General features: G+C 43.6%; 15 protein-coding genes. 2 read left to right on the top strand and 13 right to left on the bottom strand.

The window, feature by feature from the left end; translation table 11 throughout:
- A partial coding sequence (locus GYY70_RS00425) for an autotransporter domain-containing protein (protein WP_174830850.1) occupies nt 1-387 on the top strand: 387 nt, incomplete at its 5' end.
- A gap of 324 nt (nt 388-711) precedes the next feature.
- Nucleotides 712-1,188, top strand: coding sequence for a hypothetical protein (locus GYY70_RS00420; protein ID WP_174830849.1), 477 nt, complete (start codon nt 712-714; stop codon nt 1,186-1,188).
- Nucleotides 1,189-3,670: 2,482 nt separating this feature from the next.
- On the opposite strand, the gene proB is transcribed toward GYY70_RS00420, so the two are convergent.
- The 13 genes from proB to GYY70_RS00355 form a co-directional block, all read right to left on the bottom strand.
- Nucleotides 3,671-4,804, bottom strand: coding sequence for a glutamate 5-kinase (gene proB, locus GYY70_RS00415; protein ID WP_084562109.1), 1,134 nt, complete (start codon nt 4,802-4,804; stop codon nt 3,671-3,673).
- Between the two features lie 129 nt (nt 4,805-4,933).
- The gene (gene nuoN / locus GYY70_RS00410; RefSeq protein WP_174830848.1) at nt 4,934-6,376 is read right to left on the bottom strand and encodes an NADH-quinone oxidoreductase subunit NuoN; all 1,443 of its coding nucleotides are present in this window, start codon (nt 6,374-6,376) and stop codon (nt 4,934-4,936) included.
- 10 nt (nt 6,377-6,386) lie between these two features.
- Nucleotides 6,387-7,880, bottom strand: a complete 1,494-nt coding sequence (locus GYY70_RS00405) for an NADH-quinone oxidoreductase subunit M (RefSeq protein ID WP_096765907.1) — start codon at nt 7,878-7,880, stop codon at nt 6,387-6,389.
- Between the two features lie 37 nt (nt 7,881-7,917).
- The gene (gene nuoL, locus GYY70_RS00400; protein WP_025329733.1) at nt 7,918-9,942 is read right to left on the bottom strand and encodes an NADH-quinone oxidoreductase subunit L; all 2,025 of its coding nucleotides are present in this window, start codon (nt 9,940-9,942) and stop codon (nt 7,918-7,920) included.
- 26 nt (nt 9,943-9,968) lie between these two features.
- Nucleotides 9,969-10,274: an NADH-quinone oxidoreductase subunit NuoK gene (nuoK, locus tag GYY70_RS00395; protein ID WP_025329732.1), complete on the bottom strand. Its 306-nt coding sequence runs from the start codon at nt 10,272-10,274 to the stop codon at nt 9,969-9,971.
- Nucleotides 10,271-10,927 (bottom strand): NADH-quinone oxidoreductase subunit J, encoded by a 657-nt coding sequence (locus GYY70_RS00390; protein ID WP_025329731.1) that lies wholly within the window; start codon nt 10,925-10,927, stop codon nt 10,271-10,273. The genes nuoK and GYY70_RS00390 overlap by 4 nt, the downstream gene beginning before the upstream one ends.
- A gap of 9 nt (nt 10,928-10,936) precedes the next feature.
- On the bottom strand, nt 10,937-11,416 hold the full coding sequence (gene nuoI, locus GYY70_RS00385; protein ID WP_025329730.1) for an NADH-quinone oxidoreductase subunit NuoI: 480 nt from the start codon (nt 11,414-11,416) through the stop codon (nt 10,937-10,939).
- Between the two features lie 18 nt (nt 11,417-11,434).
- The gene (gene nuoH / locus GYY70_RS00380) at nt 11,435-12,484 is read right to left on the bottom strand and encodes an NADH-quinone oxidoreductase subunit NuoH (RefSeq protein WP_174830847.1); all 1,050 of its coding nucleotides are present in this window, start codon (nt 12,482-12,484) and stop codon (nt 11,435-11,437) included.
- A gap of 2 nt (nt 12,485-12,486) precedes the next feature.
- Nucleotides 12,487-14,739 carry an NADH-quinone oxidoreductase subunit NuoG gene (gene nuoG, locus GYY70_RS00375; protein ID WP_174830846.1) on the bottom strand — a complete coding sequence of 751 codons (2,253 nt, stop codon included), beginning with the start codon at nt 14,737-14,739 and terminating at the stop codon, nt 12,487-12,489.
- A 32-nt stretch (nt 14,740-14,771) separates the two neighbouring features.
- Nucleotides 14,772-16,067, bottom strand: a complete 1,296-nt coding sequence (gene nuoF, locus GYY70_RS00370; protein ID WP_025329727.1) for an NADH-quinone oxidoreductase subunit NuoF — start codon at nt 16,065-16,067, stop codon at nt 14,772-14,774.
- Nucleotides 16,067-16,540 carry an NADH-quinone oxidoreductase subunit NuoE gene (nuoE, locus tag GYY70_RS00365; RefSeq protein ID WP_025329726.1) on the bottom strand — a complete coding sequence of 158 codons (474 nt, stop codon included), beginning with the start codon at nt 16,538-16,540 and terminating at the stop codon, nt 16,067-16,069. Before nuoE ends, nuoF begins: the two co-directional genes overlap by 1 nt.
- A complete protein-coding gene (locus tag GYY70_RS00360; protein WP_025329725.1) occupies nt 16,540-17,793 on the bottom strand; it encodes an NADH-quinone oxidoreductase subunit D in 1,254 nt (417 codons plus the stop codon). Before GYY70_RS00360 ends, nuoE begins: the two co-directional genes overlap by 1 nt.
- The gene (locus GYY70_RS00355) at nt 17,786-18,373 is read right to left on the bottom strand and encodes an NADH-quinone oxidoreductase subunit C (protein WP_084552676.1); all 588 of its coding nucleotides are present in this window, start codon (nt 18,371-18,373) and stop codon (nt 17,786-17,788) included. The genes GYY70_RS00360 and GYY70_RS00355 overlap by 8 nt, the downstream gene beginning before the upstream one ends.
- Nucleotides 18,374-18,385: the final 12 nt, after the last annotated feature.

Here is an 18,385-nt window from a genome sequence, read left to right as displayed (position 1 = left end):
CATCAGTGGCTGGATTTAAATGATTCTGATATCAGCGGACGTACTACAGTCAGTCACGGACACAATAATGCCTGGCTCTTCCGCCTTGGCGGAAGACTCGAAGGCAGCTATCAACTGAATAAAGGAAGTCTGCGACCCTATGCCCGGGTAAATTTCTTTTACTCACCTGATGGTGCCGACCATACCAGTTACATTACTAATGTAGCCACGACCAGATTAAATGCCGGTGCCTCTCATGCCAGCACTGAGCTGGCAATTGGGGGGACTTACGATATTACAAACAAAGTAAAAGCTTATGGTGAAATCGGCCATACATGGTCTAATGGTGGTGATGCACATACTAAAGCACCGGTAAATGGTTCTGTCGGATTAAAGATTAACTGGTAAGGCTTAATAAATAAAGTAACCGGTAATTATTTCCAAACAGAATCTCTTTTCTTTGTAAAAAACAATACAAATCATATTGGTTATTCTGGTATATGCAGAATAACCAATATGCATTCTTATCTTTTTCATTTTATATTACATAAAACAATTCAATACTATGCATTATTCCGGATCTAATATTAATTCATAATTTCAGCATCCGACGGTTTTCTTTTAAAGAAGATATTTACTGCTTAGCATGAATTTATTTTAAATAATTTATTTACAGCCCTAATTAAATAAGCGCCGGTTTAGTTGATCAGACACAACATTTCATTAATTTTAATGGCAATTGTGGCAAACTCATTTTTGTTAATGATATATTATCTATTTGATAATAATTTACCAATATATATGAATAAGCAGAAATTTAAAAGAAAAGAGTATATTATAAATAAAGTATGTTTTCTCTTGTTTATTTTTGTTATTTTATATTATCCCCTGAAATTTGCTAAATATCATTTATTTGATTTAAGTTATCAGGAAATATTGGAGTTTCCCTGGCGAGGCGATAGGTGTGAGTCACATTATGGAGAACCGAAATTTGAATGTTCATGCGGTGGCGGTATGATTGAACCTGACGATGAGTTTAAAATTACTAAAGATGGATATTTACATTGGAAAGATCAGCTCGTGGGTAAAGTGGTGTTAATAGAAAAACCTAGTTTTTTCACAACAGGAGAAATACTTACAGGTGGTTACATGAAAATTATTGATTCAAAAACTGGAGACATTTGTTATTATGATTCTGTCATGAATTAATCGTACTATAGCGATAAACTCAGTATCCATAGCCTGAGAAGATATTTACTACCTATATAGTGGCAATCTGTCTATATGGCAGATTATGCTCAGATATCCATAAATTTACCTGATACTGAAAACGGCACTTTCTGATAACACAGACAAATTTAATGACGGTATATGTATTTATCAGACTACTTTAATCTGCTTTATTAAAAACAAATCTTAGATTGGTTACTGTTTAAGCTTACAGCCTGCTGGTATATATTATCTCTTTATCGGATATGGCAGAATTTTTCAATATCCGCTTCAATCACAGCGTAATACCATATAATCCCGATGGATCGGCTCCTGTTCTTTCACATAGCCCAATAATTCTTCTATATATGCAGAAACACCATCTTTTTCATTTTATATTACTTAAAACAATTTAATATTATGTATTATTCCGGATTTAATATTAATTCCTGGCTCATAATTTCAGCATCCGCTGATTTTTTTAGTACAGAAAGAAGAAATTTACAGCTTAGCATGAATTTATTCTAAATAATTTATTTATAGCTCTAATAAAATCAGCACCGGTTTAGTTGATTTGGCGCAACACTACATTAATTATGATGGTAGTTATGACTGATAATCTTTTATTAATGATATATTATCTACTTAACAATAATTTACTAATATAGATGAATAAGCAAAATTTTAACAGAAAAAAGTATATTATAAATAAGTTATTTTATATCCTGCTTATGGCTTATATTTTATTCCTTCCTTTGACATGTACTTCGAAACTTGCTAAACATTATTTATATGATACAACTTATCAGAATATATTAGTGAAGTTTGCCTGGCGACCCGATAGGTGTGAGTCACATTCTGGAGAACCGAAATTAAAATGTTCCTGCGACCACGGTATCTTTGGACTTGACGATAAGAATCATAAAATTACTAAAGATGGATATTTATATTGGAGACATCAGCTCGAGGGTAAAGTGGTGTTAATAAGCAAACCTAGTTTTTTCACAGGAGGAGAAATACTTACAGGTGGTTACATGAAAATTATTGATTCAAAAACTGGAGACATTTGTTATTATGATTCTGTCATAGAATAATCGCACCATAGCGATAAATGCAGCATCCACAGCCTGAGTAGATATTTTTTCTACCGATATATTGGCAATCTGTCTACATGGCAGATTATGCTCAGATATCCATAAATTTACCTGATACTGAAAACGGCACTTTCTGATAACACAGACAAATTTAATGACGGTATATGTATTTATCAGACTACTTTAATCTGCTTTATTAAAAACAAATCTTAGATTGGTTGCTGTTTTAAGCTTACTGCCTGCTGGTAAATATTATCTCTTTATCGGATTTGGCAGAATTTTTCAATATCCGCTTCGGTCACAGCGTAATACCATATTATCCCGATGATCAGTTCCTGTTCTGCCATATAGCCCAATAATTCTTCTATATATGCAGAAACACCATCTTTTTCATTTTATATTACTTAAAACAATTCAATATTATGCATTATTCCGGATTTAATATTAATGCATAATTCGAGCTTCCGTCGGCTTTCTTTTAATGCAGAAAGAAGAAATTTACTGCTTAACATGAATTTATTCTAAATAATTTATTTATAGCTCTAATAAAATCAGCACCGGTTTAGTTGATCAGGCGCAACACTACATTAATTTTGATGGTAGTTATGACTAATAATTTTTTATTAATGATATATTATCTATTTGACAATAATTTACCAATCTAGATGAATAAACAAAAATTTAACAGAAAAAAGTATATTATAAAAAAGTTATTTTATATCCTGCTTATGGCTTTTATTTTATTTCTTCCTTTGAAATGTACCTCGAAACTTGCTAAACATTATTTATATGATTCAAGTTATCAAAACATATTAGTGAAGTTTCATTGGAGACTCAATATTTGTGACTCACCTTCTGAAAAATCGAAAGAAGAGTGTTCATGCAGAAATATGATTCATAACTATAAGAAAATTACTAATGATGGATATTTATATTCGGAAACTGAGCTTGTGGGTAAAATGATGATAATACATAAACCTGATTTTTTTAATGAAAAAACAACATCTACAGGTGGTTACATGAAAATTATTGATTTAAAAACAAGAGACATTTGTCTCTTTGGATCAGTCAATATATAACTGCACAACAGCGATAAACGCAGCATCCACAGCCTGAGTAGATATTTTTTCTACCGATATATTGGCAATCTGTCTACATGGCAGATTATGCTCAGATATCCATAAATTTACCTGATACTGAAAACGGCACTTTCTGATAACACAGACAAATTTAATGACGGTATAAGTATTTATCAGACTACTTTAATCTGTTTTATTATAAACAAATTGCTCTATACTACAACTCAGATTGGTGGCTATTTAAGCTAACATCCTGATGATAAATATTATCTTCTTTATTGGATTTGGCAAAATTTTTCAATATCTGCTTCAGTCACGGCGTAATACCATATTATCCCGATGAATCAGTTCCTGTTCTGCCACATAGCCCAATAATTCTTCTATAGCCTGAGACGGCTGCCGCAATAAACGCCCAATTTCATGATCATTATAATTAACCAGTCCGCGGGCAATTTCTTTACCGGTCTGATCACATACTGCCACTAATGCGCCACGATCAAAATGACCACTGACAGCAACACAACCGATAGCCAGCAGACTGGAGTGCTGTGTTTTCAGTGCCTGTTCCGCACCCTCATCAACGGTTAGCTTACCAGCCAGTTGTACCTGCCCAAGTAACCATTGCTGACGTGCGCTCAACCGGCTACCGGCCGGGGTAAATAAAGTACCCGTTTGTGCGCCTTCCAGTAACCGGACTAATACATTTTCAGCATACCCGTTGGCGATACAGGTTGCAGCACCGCTTAAAGCAGCCCGTCTTGCAGCCAGTACTTTAGTATACATACCTCCGGTGCCCACGCTGCTGCCTGCTCCGCCGGCCATACTTTCCAGGTCTGGATGATTAGCAGCAATTTTATGAATCAATCTAGCTTCAGTATGCTTACGCGGATCTCTGTCATACAGGCCATTCTGATCTGTCAGAATAATCAGTACATCAGCTTCAATCAGGTTAGTTACCAGCGCACCAAGGGTATCATTATCGCCAAGTTTGATTTCATCAATGGTAACTGTATCATTTTCATTAATAATCGGTACTACTCCCTGCTCCAGCAGAGTGCGGATAGTACTACGGGCATTTAAATAGCGGGTACGGTGACTCAAGTCATCATGTGTCAGCAGAATCTGTGCTGTCCGGATACGCAGTGATTCAAACGCAATCTCATATGCCTGAGCCAGTCCCATTTGCCCCACTGCGGCGGCAGCCTGTAATTCATTAATTGCTTTGGGACGTACCTGCCAGCCCAGCCGTTTCATACCTTCTGCAATAGCACCACTGGATACCAGTACTACCTGAATACCATTCGCACGTAATTGCGCAATCTGCTGTGCCCAGTTATTCAGGATATTCTGATCTACCCCATGCCCGCCATTGGTCACCAGACTGGAACCTACTTTTACTACCACACATTCAGTCTGGCGGATATCAAATTCTGAGTTATTCATGCTTATTATGCAGTTGTTATGTCAACGGTTGAATAGTTATTTTACCTGTGCGCATTTGTTTTGATAAGTGTGTACGGCTGTTATAAAAACAGCAGCCGTAGTGGCTGCTGTTGAAGGACTAAATTCAGATTAACTATGCAGTAATGCCTGTACACACCAGTTCATTACACCATCAGGCAAAATACCCCATAACAGCAATAATAAACCGTTAACAGATAAAACGATTTTACCGAGAAAAGTCATATTGAATACTGGTTCGGCAACAGAATCCGGACTATCGAAATAGATGGTTTTAACCACACGCAGATAATAGAAAGCACCAATCAGCGACATTATTACTGCATACACAGAAACCCACAGATAGCCGCTGGCCAATAATGCTTTAATAACGGCCAGCTTGGCATAAAAGCCCATCAATGGCGGAATACCGGCCATTGAAAACATCGCCAGCAACATTAAAAATGCATACCATGCATTTTTCTGGTTCAGACCGGCAAGATCACTGATATTCTGGCATTCAACATCCTTGCCGGAGAGCAGAACCAGAATAGCAAATGCTACAGAGGCCATTAAAGCATAGGTTATTGCATAATACATAGCCGCAGCACAGCCAGACTGACCGGACAGAAGAGCCAGCATAATGAAACCCATATGGGCTACTGTTGAAAAACCAAGCATACGTTTAATGTTGGTTTGCATGATAGCAGCCAGATTACCCACAAACAGTGAGGCAATACCCAGCAGCAACAGTAATTCACGCCAGCTTTCCCACTGAGTCAGCAGACCGTAAACCAGGATACGGAAAGCGAAGACTGTGGCTGCAATTTTCGGTGCTGTACCCACCAGTGCAGCAACTGCAGTCGGCGCACCCTGATACACATCCGGCACCCACATATGAAATGGTACACCACCCAGTTTAAATACAATACCGGCAACAATAAATACCAGTCCGAGTTTCAATAACCACGGATTGGTTGTTTCCTGACTGGCTGCAAGCACCTGCTGCAGCTGTAATGTACCTGTTGCACCGTATATCAGGGAAATACCGTATAACAGTAAACCTGAGGCCAGTGCACCAAGCACAAAATATTTCAATGCGGCTTCAGCAGCACGTCCACTATCGCGCTGCAGGGCAATCAAAGCATAAAGCGCCAGCGAAAGCAGCTCCAGCCCGACATATAAAGTCAGGAAGTGGCTGGCTGAAACCATAATATTCATGCCCAGCAGTGCAAACAGGGTTAGCGTATAGAATTCACCCTGATAAATATGTTTAGCACGCAGATAAGTCTGGCTGTAAATAAATAAGGCAATAACCAGTACATACATGCATAACTTGGCCAGTTGAGCCATGCCGTCCAGTACAAACATATCATGGAAGGCATATTGCGGCTGTTCTTTCCATACCAGACACTGTACCGCGGCGGTCAGTATCAGACCGATAACTGACAGGGTACAGGTTATCCAGCGTTGCCGGTCATTAAGCCATAAGTCCACCAGCAATACTGTAAACAGTACTACAGTCAGCACCATATCCGGTGCAGCGGGAAATATTGTTAAATCTGTCCAGTTCATTCACATTTCCTTACAGTTTGCTTTGTGCCGCTTGGACTATCAAATCATTTGCTGCCTGATGCACGACAGCGATAAATGGTTCCGGATACAAACCAAATCCCAGTACCGCTACAGCCAGAATCACCAGAATTAGCAGTTCGCGTTTGTTTACATCTTTTAATTGCGCAACTTCCGGATTTTTGATGGCACCAAAAACAACCCGTTTAAACATCCACAAGGTATATGCTGCACCATAAATCAGGGTTAACGCCGCCAGTGCACCAACCCAGAAATTGGTTTTTACTGCACCGACAATGACCATAAATTCGCCCACAAATCCTGATGTACCGGGCAAACCGGCATTAGCCATAGCAAAGAACAGCATGAAAGAAGCAAATACCGGCATACTGTTTACGACACCGCCGTAAGCTGAAATATCGCGGGTGTGCATCCGGTCATACATCACACCGATACTCATAAACATAGCGGCTGAAACAAAACCGTGCGAAATCATCTGCATAATGGCACCTTTAAAGGCCCAGTCATTCAGATAGCCGCCGGTAAACAGGAAAAAGCCTAAAGTGACAAATCCCATATGGCTGATGGAAGAGTACGCCACCAGTTTTTTCATATCAGTTTGTACCAGTGCCACCATACCGATGTAAATTACCGCCACCAGACTGAGCACGATGATTACCGGCGCAATATAACGTGCTGCATCCGGCAAAATAGGCAGAATAAAGCGCAGGAATCCGTAACCACCTATTTTCAGAGTAATTGCCGCCAGAACCATTGAACCACCGGTCGGCGCTTCTACGTGAGCATCCGGCAACCATGTATGCACCGGCCACATCGGCACTTTAACCGCAAAAGACAGGAAGAAAGCGATAAACAGCAAAATTTGCGCCGTCATCGCAAGGTGCTTGATATTGTGCCATGCTTCAATAGAAAAACTGCCGGTCTGATTAGACAGATAGACAAACCCAACCAGCATCAGTAATGAACCCATTAAGGTATACAGAAAGAATTTGATTGATGCATATACCCGTCTTGGACCACCCCAGATACCGATAATCAGATACATCGGAATCAGCATGCCTTCGAAGAATACATAGAATACGATGGCATCCATTGCTGCAAATGCGCCATTAATCAGTCCTGACATAATCAGGAAAGCGGCCATATACTGCGCAGGCCGTTTCTGGATTACCTGCCAGCCGGCCAGAACAACCAGTAAAGTAGTAAAACTGTTCAGAATTACAAACAGAACTGATAATCCATCCACACCTAATGCATAGTTGATGTTGAGACTCTCAATCCAGACATGAAATTCTGTAAACTGAAATCCGCCATTTAAACGGTTGAATTTAAAAAACAGCGGTAAGGTTATGAGAAAGGAAACCAGCGCACCGATTAAGGCCAGCACTCTGGCTATACCTGCGTGCTTGTCTGAGCCGGTAGCCAGCACTGCGACGCCAGCCACTACAGGCAGCCAAATCGCCAAACTGAGTAAGTTATCGTACATATTTATAGCCTAAAGATACCAAGTTGAATGCCCGCAATTAACCGCCAAACATTGTTTTAAGCAACGGCCAGAAAGTCCATGCCACCAGTACAAACACACCCACAACCATTGCTGTAGCATAGGTATAGATGTATCCGGTCTGAATTCGCCGTATCAGCGCTGCTACAGCAGCGACAACGCGTGCAGCACCATTAACAATTAATTTATCAATAATGAAAACGTCGCCAACTTTCCAGAACAACGTTCCCAGCAGACGGCTGCCTTTGGCAAACACGTTATAGTAAATAGTATCCAGATAGTATTTATTATCCAGCAGGGTATAAACCGGACGTATAGATGCAGCAATTCTGGCCGGAATCTGTGGTTTTTTCATATAGAAGAACCACGCCAGTACAACACCGGCAATCACCAGCCATAACACAGGAGTTGTCAGACTGTGCAGAGCCATGGCAAATATGCCGTGGTACTCTTCTTCTACGGATGCCAGTGCAGGATGTGCAGCACTATTAATAAAAATCACATGCTGATAAAAATCACTGAACAGCATCGGCTTCATTGCCCACATACCTACAAATACTGAAGGGATAGCCAGCAGAATCAGCGGAATGGTTACCACCAGCGGGCTCTCATGCGGATTATCCTGTGGTTTCAGTCCATGATGTTCTTCTGCATGATGATGCTCGCTATGTTCGGCTTTGCGCCATTTTTCTTCACCATGAAATACCAGGAAATACAATCGGAATGAGTAAAATGCGGTGACAAACACACTGGCTACCAGAGCTACATAGGCCACACTGCTGAATGGCAGCGTTGACGCTTTTACTGCCTCAATAATTGAATCTTTGGAATAGAAACCGGAGAAAAATGGTGTGCCAATCAGCGATAATGAACCAATTAGCATACAAATCCATGTTACCGGCATGTATTTACGCAATCCGCCCATATGACGCATATCCTGATCATGGTGCATACCCATAATCACACTACCGGCGGCCAGAAATAACAGTGCTTTGAAGAAAGCATGGGTCATGACATGGAAAACAGCAATATTATAGGCAGAGGCACCTAAGGCTACCGTCATATAACCTAACTGTGACAAGGTTGAATAAGCAATCACCCGTTTGATGTCATTCTGAATCATACCCAGAAAGCCCATAAACAGCGCAGTAATGGTACCGGATACCATAATCACACCCAGAGCAGTATCAGACAACTCATACAGGGGTGACATACGGGATACCATGAAAATACCGGCTGTTACCATGGTTGCCGCATGAATCAGAGCTGAAATCGGTGTCGGACCTTCCATTGAATCCGGTAACCAGACATGCAACGGAAACTGAGCCGATTTACCCATTGCGCCCACAAACAGCAAAATGCAGGTAACGGTAATTAAAGACCACGGATGACCTGGAATCAGTTCGATAGTGGCATTTTTAACCTGATCAATATGCTGGAAAACATCAGCATAGCGAAGGCTGCCGCCGAAATAAGCCAGTACCAGACCAATACCCAGTACAAAACCGAAGTCGCCGACACGATTAACCAGAAATGCTTTCAGATTGGCAAAAATTGCACTGTCACGTTTAAAGTAAAAACCAATCAGCAGGTAAGACACCAGCCCTACAGCCTCCCAGCCGAAGAACAACTGAATGAAGTTATTACTCATTACCAGCATCAGCATGGAGAAAGTAAACAGTGAGATATAGCTGAAAAAGCGCTGATAGCCGTCATCATCACTCATATAGCCGATAGTATAGATATGCACCATCAGCGATACACTGGTCACAATCACCAGCATAGTGGCAGTAAGGGTATCAATCAGAAACCCTACTGAGAAGTCCAGACCGCCCATGGTCAGCCATGTATACACATTTTCATCAAAGGGCTGACGGGTTCCGGTCATAAAACCATAGAGTACCCAGGCAGACAGTACTGCCGAAACGGCTACGCCTGCTATGGTAACGCTATGCGCACCCTTACGTCCGATCAGCTTACCGCATAAACCGGCCAGTAATGAACCGATGAGCGGAGCCAAAGCAATAATCAGATAAACACTCATAATTTTTCTCTCGTTCCTCTCACCTGTTAGCCTTTGAGACTATCCAGATCCTGTACATTAATGCTCTGACGGTTACGGAAAATCAGAACCATAATTGCCAGACCAATAGCAGATTCTGCCGCAGCAACTGTCAGAATAAAAAAGACGAAAATCTGTCCGGCGGTGTCGCCGAGATAACGGGAAAAAGCCACAAAGTTAAAATTTACCGCTAACAGCATTAGCTCGATTGACATCAGTAATACGAGCACGTTTTTGCGGTTCATAAATATACCCATGGCAGAAATAGCAAACAGTATTGCGCTGAGCACCAGATAATGGGTTAAGGTAATCATGCTTTCTGCTCCCCTTCAGTTGCTTCTTTACTTGCTTCTTCAGTTACCGGTGCAGTGATTTCAGGCTGCATTTTCACCATACGGAAACGATCTTTTGCCTGTACTTTAACCTGTTCGGCCGGATTGGTACGACGAGGATTGTATGTCTGCCGGTGAACCAGAGCTATTGCGGCCACCATTCCCAGCACCAGCAATACAGCCGCCAGTTCAAACGGTAACAGATAGGTAGTGTAAATCTGCATCCCCAGATCATGTACATTGCTGTAATCTGCAGGCAGCGGAGAATCCTTACCCAGACTCGCCAGATGCAGCTGAGGATTTACCAGAATAACAATCAGTAAGGCAGCAGTCAGGATACCCACCAGTGCTGCAACAGGTGCATGCCGCCAGAAGCCGGCACGCATCTGCTCAACATCAATATTGAGCATCATGATGACAAACAGGAACAGTACCATCACCGCACCCACATATACCACTACCAGTACAATGCCGAGAAATTCAGCCTGCATCAGAATCCACATCATGGCACTGGCACAGAATGTCAGAACCAGAAACAAAACCGCATGTACCGGATTTTTGGCAATAACTGTATTTATCGCGCCAAACAAAATCACGGCGGCAAATACATAAAACAGAATTAATGGTAAATTCATGACCACCTCTTAACGATATGGTGCATCTGCGGCTTTGCATTTAGCGATATCTTCTTCATAGCGATCGCCAATAGCCAGCAACATGGGTTTAGTGAAATATAAATCACCGCGTTTTTCACCGTGATATTCGAAAATCCGGGTTTCAACAATAGCATCAACCGGGCAAGCTTCCTCACAGAAACCACAGAAAATACATTTAGTCAGATCAATATCGTAGCGTGTGGTTCTGCGTGTACCGTCCTCACGTTTTTCAGATTCTATATTGATTGCCATGGCCGGACAGACAGCTTCGCACAGTTTGCAGGCAATACAGCGTTCTTCACCATTGGGATAACGTCGTTGTGCATGCAAACCACGAAAGCGAACTGATTGCGGAGTTTTTTCTTCAGGAAAATATATGGTTTCCTTGCGCGCAAAGAAGTTTTTCAGGGTTACTTTCATACCCGAAAGTAACTCGGTCATCAGAAAGGTTTTAATTATATTTGCCATATCAGAGCCTTTCCCTGCTTAATGCCATAAATTCAGGGGTGAAATCATCCACAAACCCAATACAATTACTGCCACAATGGTTACCGGAATCAGTACTTTCCAGCCCAGACGCATAATCTGGTCATAACGGTAACGCGGGAATGTTGCACGTATCCACAGATAAAAGTACAACACCAGTGCCATTTTCAGAAACATCCACAATACACTCGGGGTACCAATGAAACCCCAGCTTTGCGGAAAGGGAGATAACCAGCCGCCAAAGAACAGCAGAGCCGTCAGAGCAGCAACCAGAATCATGAAAATGTATTCGGCCAGAAAGAATAGCGCGAAAGCAAAACCTGAATACTCTACATGGAAACCGGCAACAATTTCCGACTCACCTTCGGCTACGTCAAATGGCGCACGGTTGGTTTCGGCCACAGCGGAAATCAGATACACCACAAACAGCGGAAATAGAGGCAGCCAGTTCCATGAGAAAATGGAACCACCGGCATAACCTTTTGCCTGAGACATCACAATGTCATGAAAATCCATACTTCCGGAAACCATAATCACACCAATCAGCGCAAATCCCATGGCAATCTCATAGGAAATAGTTTGCGCAGAAGCTCGCATGGCACCGAGAAAAGCATATTTAGAATTGGAAGCCCAGCCGGCAATGATGACACCATACACAGACAGTGAAGTAATCATCAGAATATAAAGTAAACCGGCATTAATTCGGGTAAGAAACCATGTTTCACTGAACGGGATAACTGCCCAGGCAGCAAAAGCCGGCATCAGTGACATCATCGGTCCGATATAGAACAGTGCCTTATTAGCCTGTGACGGACGGGTAACTTCCTTGAACAGCAGTTTTAATACATCGGCAAACGGCTGGATTAAGCCATACGGTCCGGTAACGTTCGGACCAACCCGCAGCTGCATATAACCGATAACTTTACGTTCGAAATAAGTCAGATAGGCTACGGTAATAATCAGCGGCAGCATGATGATGACAATCTTGACGATGACAGACATCAGTAAACCGAAGTCGTTGCCCAGTAATTGTTGAAACCACGCTTGCATGATTATCCTTTACTCAATTCAACAGTGGTCAATAAAGCACCTAATTGCCAGTTACTCTGATGTAATGGCAAAAACAGTACATTTTCCGGCAAGTTATCATCCGTAGTGATGGTAATCGATACGGTACTATTGCCTTGTTTAGCCTGTGCGGTATCACCATTAATCAAACCAAACCGAGCCAGTGTCATACTATTGGCACGTGCAGCCGGAACTGCGGCATGAACTGTACTCTGTAAGGGTTCGGAACGGCGCACAATCGCATCAGTTGCATACAGACTAACGCCGCCAACACGTACCAGACTGATATCGGGATCACTGGTAGCGACTGGTTGAATACGATTGTTCAGCAAAGCCGGTACCTGATCTTTGGTAACCGCATCAGCCAGAATCTGCTGGGTATTTTCATATTCAAAGCCCGGTAATTCCAGCACATTACCCAGTACGCGTAATACCTTCCATAAAGGTCTGGCTTCTCTGTAGGCCTGTACAACACCATGAAAAGACTGTAATCGCCCTTCCATGCTGATAAAACTGCCTGAGGTTTCTGTAAATGGCGTAATTGGCAATAATACGTCTGCAACTTCACGCAATACGTCACTGTCGTAAGCAGTGAATGCCATTACTGTCTGAGCCTGTTTCAGGGCTGCAATGGCCGCAGCTCCGTTGGCTACATCCATATCCGGTTCAACATTGAGCAGCATTACTGCCTGTTTAGGCTGCTTAATTTGTGCAGCAATGGTATTTTCTGCTTTACCGGCAGCCACGCCTACGATTTCAGCACCAATACTATTGGCCGCCTGCGGCAATACGCCCAGTATACTGTCGGTAGCTTCAGCCAGATCCTGTGCGGCTGCATAAACTGCCGCTGCATCCGGATGGTTCAAAACATCCGCACCCAGAATAATGCTGGCTTTTTCAGCTTTTAATAAGGCCTGACCTACTTCGCTGTTAAGCGCATCACTAAGCCAGTCAATCCATTGATAAGGATGCAGGCTAAGCTGTGCCAGTAACGGCATGAACAGTTCTTCATCAGCAGCAGCCACCACTGCTACTTTAGTTCCGTTTTTAGCCGCCTGACGGATACGGGCTGTTAATAAGGGCTGTTCCTGCCGTAAGCGTGCGCCAACCAGCAAAATCACCTCATTTTCTGCCAGCTGTTCAATACTCTGTCCCAGCCACTGTGCGCCTTTAGTAGCAGCACCAAAACGTTCATCAAGCTGACGCAGGCGACTGTCAACGGCATTTATGCCCAGCGCATTAGCCAGTTTACGGGTCAGGTACATTTCTTCAACAGTATTGGCCGGATTGACCCACATACCAATTGCATCGGTACCGAAATCATGGCTGACACCATGCAAACCTTTAGCCACATAATCCAGCGCAGTTTGCCAGTCAACTGTATGCCACTGGTTGTCCTGTTTAATTTGCGGCTGAGTTAAACGCTGCTGATACAAACCTGCATAGGCAAAACGGTCACGGTCACTGAGCCAGCACTCATTGATGGCTTCGTTTTCAAGTGGCAATACCCGGCGCACGGTATGGTCTTTAGTTTGCACTATCAGATTACTGCCCAGTGCATCGTGAGCAGACACAGATTTACGCCGGCTTAATTCCCATGAACGGCTGTCATAACGAAATGGTTTGCTGGTTAGTGCGCCCACCGGACACAAATCAATCACGTTGCCAGACAATTCGGTTTCCAGTGTTTTACCGTTAAACGGTGTAATTTCAGAGCATTCACCACGATTCATCATGGCCAACTCCTGCTTACCGGCAATTTCTTCAGTAAAGCGGATACAGCGGGTACAGTGAATACAGCGGCTCATTTCAGCAGCAGAAACCAGTGGCCCCATTTCTTTACCGGCCACAGCATGTTTGGTCTCAGTATAACGGCTGGCACCTTTACCATAGCCCATTGACAAGTCCTGCAACAGGCATTCACCACCCTGATCACAAATAGGACAGTCCAGCGGATGGTTAATCAGCAGGAATTCCATTACCCCTTTCTGGGCATCTTTAGTCATGGGCGAATTGGTTTTAACAACCATACCATCGGTGACCGGCGTAGCACAGGCAGGTAATGGCTTGCGCGATTTCTCCACCTCAACCAGACACATACGACAGTTGGCGGCGATGGACAATTTTTTGTGATAGCAAAAGTGCGGAATGAATGTACCGGCCTTATGGGCGGCTTCTATCACCGTACTGCCCTGCTCGACAGAAAGTTGTTTACCGTCAATTTGAATTTGTAACATAGGTTCGCAATCCTAACTAAGCAGATAGTGCCTTAGCACCAGCGATGTTCTTTCATGGGTTTGCCGTGTTCGATGTAGTGCTCAAATTCGGGGCGGAAATGTTTCATAAAGCCCTGTATCGGCATAACAGCCGCATCTGCCAGTGCACAGATGGTACGTCCCGAAATATTGCTACCCAGTGATTCCAGCAAATCCAGATCCTCCGGCCGGCCTTTGCCGGAGGTAATACGGTGAATAATGCGATACAGCCAGCCGGTTCCTTCACGGCACGGCGTACATTGCCCGCATGATTCTTCAAAATAGAAATAGCTCAGTCGTTCCAGTGCTCTGACCATGCATACATCTTCATCCATGACAATGACCGCACCGGAACCCAGCATAGAACCTGCCTTGGCTATGGCATCATAATCCATGGTTAGTTCCATCATGATGTCTGCCGGTAATACCGGTGCAGAAGAACCTCCGGGAATAACCGCCTTAAGTTTTTTGCCATTTCGCATGCCACCGCACATTTCCAGCAAATCCTTAAACGGCGTCCCCAGCGGAATTTCGTAGTTACCCGGGCGTTCTACGTGACCGGATACTGAAAAGAGCTTGGTACCACCATTATTAGGAATACCTTTATCAGCAAACAGCTGACCGCCGTCGCGGATAATGAACGGTACAGAAGAAAAAGTTTCAGTATTGTTAACTGTTGTCGGCTTACCATATAAACCATATGAAGCCGGAAACGGCGGTTTGAAACGCGGTTGTCCTTTTTTACCTTCCAGAGACTCTAACAGAGCGGTTTCTTCACCACAGATATAGGCACCATAACCATGATGAGCATGCAACTCAAAGCTGAAATTACTGCCCAGAATATTTTGTCCGAGTAATCCTGCTTCGCGCGCCTGCTGTAAAGCTGTTTCAAAACGCAGATAACTCTCGAAGATTTCGCCGTGTATATAGTTATAGCCGACAGCAGCGCCCATAGCGTAGCCGCCGATAATCATGCCTTCAATCAGGGCATGCGGATTGTAGTCGATGATATCGCGGTCTTTGAATGTACCCGGTTCACCCTCATCCGTATTACACACGATATATTTGGTACCCGGAAAAGAACGGGGCATAAAGCTCCATTTCAGCCCGGTAGGAAAACCGGCACCGCCACGACCGCGCAGACCGGAAGTTTTAAGCTCGGCAATTACATCATCCTGCGATACATTTTCGCTGATAATTTTTTTCAATGCCTGATATCCGCCGCGAGCAATATAAGCTTCCAGTGTCCAGCAATTAGGGTCTGAAGTATCAACCTGATCAAAAATCACGCCATTCTGGTACATTGCCATTAGTTCAACTCCGCCAGTTTTGCTTCAATGGCTTCTTCGCTCATAAAGCTACACATTTTATGATTATTGACTAATATTACCGGCGCATCGCCACAGGCACCCATACATTCGCCTTCAACCAGAGTATATTTACCATCGGCTGTGGTTTCACCATAGCGGATACCCAGACGTTTTTGCAGATACTCACCTGCATTTACTCCGCCACGCAGAGCGCAGGGCAGATTTGTACACACAGTAAGTTTATATTTACCTACCGGTTTCAGGTTATACATATTATAAAAAGTAGCAACTTCTAACGCCTGCGCCGGCGGAATACCAATGTAATCAGCCACTTCTTCAATAGTTTCCGGCTGAAGCCAGCCCAGCTCGGTCTGCGCAATACGCAAGGCAGACATAATGGCACTACGGCGCTGATCAGCCGGATATTTTGCCAGTTCTATATCAATCTGTTTTAAGCTGTTAGGGGACAACATTATCTATCCACCTCCCCGAATACGATATCCTGTGTACCAATAATAGCCACCACATCAGCCAGCATGTGACCGCGTGCCATTTCATCCATCCCTTGCAAATGAGCAAACCCCGGAGCACGAATCTTCATTCGGTAAGGTTTATTGGCACCATCAGAAATCAGATATACCCCGAACTCACCTTTAGGATGCTCGGTAGGCACATAAACTTCACCCTCAGGTACATGCATACCTTCGGTAAACAGCTTAAAGTGATGGATTAATTCTTCCATCCCGTCTTTCATGGCGGTACGGTGCGGCGGAGCCACAGTATGGTCATCAATAATTACCGGACCGGGATTGGCTTTAAGCCAGTCAACACACTGACGGATAATACGGTTGGCCTGACGCATTTCATGAATACGGCACAGATAACGGTCATAGCAGTCACCATTAATCCCTACCGGAATATCAAAATCTACCTGAGCATAAGCATCATAAGGCTGTTTCTTACGTACATCCCACTCAATACCGGAACCGCGCAGCATCACACCGGTAAATCCTTTTTGCAGAGCACGCTCCGGGGATACTACACCGATACCGACTGTACGCTGCTTCCAGATACGGTTATCCGTGAGCAGATTTTCATATTCATCCACACAGGCGGGAAAGCGGTTGGTAAAGTCTTCAATGAAGTCCAGCAAGGTACCTTCACGACTGGCATTCAGTTTTTGCAGAACTTTGGCATTACGGTATTTACTGGATTCGTATTTAGGCATGAAATCCGGTAAATCCCGGTATACACCACCCGGGCGGAAATAAGCTGCATGCATGCGCGCACCTGATACCGCCTCATAGATATCCATCAGGTCTTCCCGCTCGCGGAAAGCATAGAGAAATACCGTCATGGCACCAATATCCAGCGCATGAGAGCCGACACCCATCAGATGATTAAGAATACGGGTAATTTCAGCAAACATCACACGGATATACTGAGCGCGAACCGGCACTTCGATATTCAGCAGGCGCTCCACCGACAGACAGTATGCCTGCTCATTACACATCATGGATACGTAATCCAGACGATCCATATATGGCAATGCCTGCAAATAGGTGCGTGATTCAGCCAGTTTTTCTGTGCCGCGGTGCAACAGACCGATATGCGGATCGGCACGAACGATATTTTCACCGTCCATTTCCAGAATCAGGCGCAATACGCCGTGTGCTGCCGGATGCTGCGGCCCGAAGTTAATGGTGTAATTGCGTAACTTAGACACCGTACTGCTCCTCTCTCACCACGCGCGGTGTAATTTCACGCGGTTCAATCGTTACCGGCTGATAAATTACGCGGCCTTCGGCCTCGTCATAACGCATTTCAACATAGCCGGAAACAGGGAAATCTTTGCGAAACGGATGACCGACAAAGCCGTAATCAGTCAGAATACGGCGCAAATCAGGATGGTTGTTAAACAGGATGCCAAACATATCGAATGCTTCACGCTCATACCAGTTGGCACCGTTATAGATATCAACAACAGAATCTACTGTAGGAAAATCTTCAGCCTCAGCCCAGACACGCACACGCACACGCCAGTTATTGGCTACTGACAGCAGATGACTGACTACAGCAAAACGCTTGCCTTCCCATGGCTCATTTTTATAGCTCTGGTAATCGACTCCGCACAGATCAATCAGTGTTTCAAATTTCAATTCATTGTGGTCACGCAGCGTTTGCATAAGCTGATGATAATCAGCTGCTGCACAATCCAGTGTCAGCTCACCACGGTCAAGACAGTAACGTACCTTATCGCCGAAAGTGGCTTCGCACACGGCTTTCAGTATTGCCAAATCTGCCATATTTCCCTCACT

The sequence above is a fragment of the Snodgrassella sp. ESL0324 genome (genome assembly GCF_013344955.1).
Lineage (GTDB): Bacteria > Pseudomonadota > Gammaproteobacteria > Burkholderiales > Neisseriaceae > Snodgrassella > Snodgrassella alvi.
This window is presented reverse-complemented; position numbering and strand designations above follow the sequence as displayed.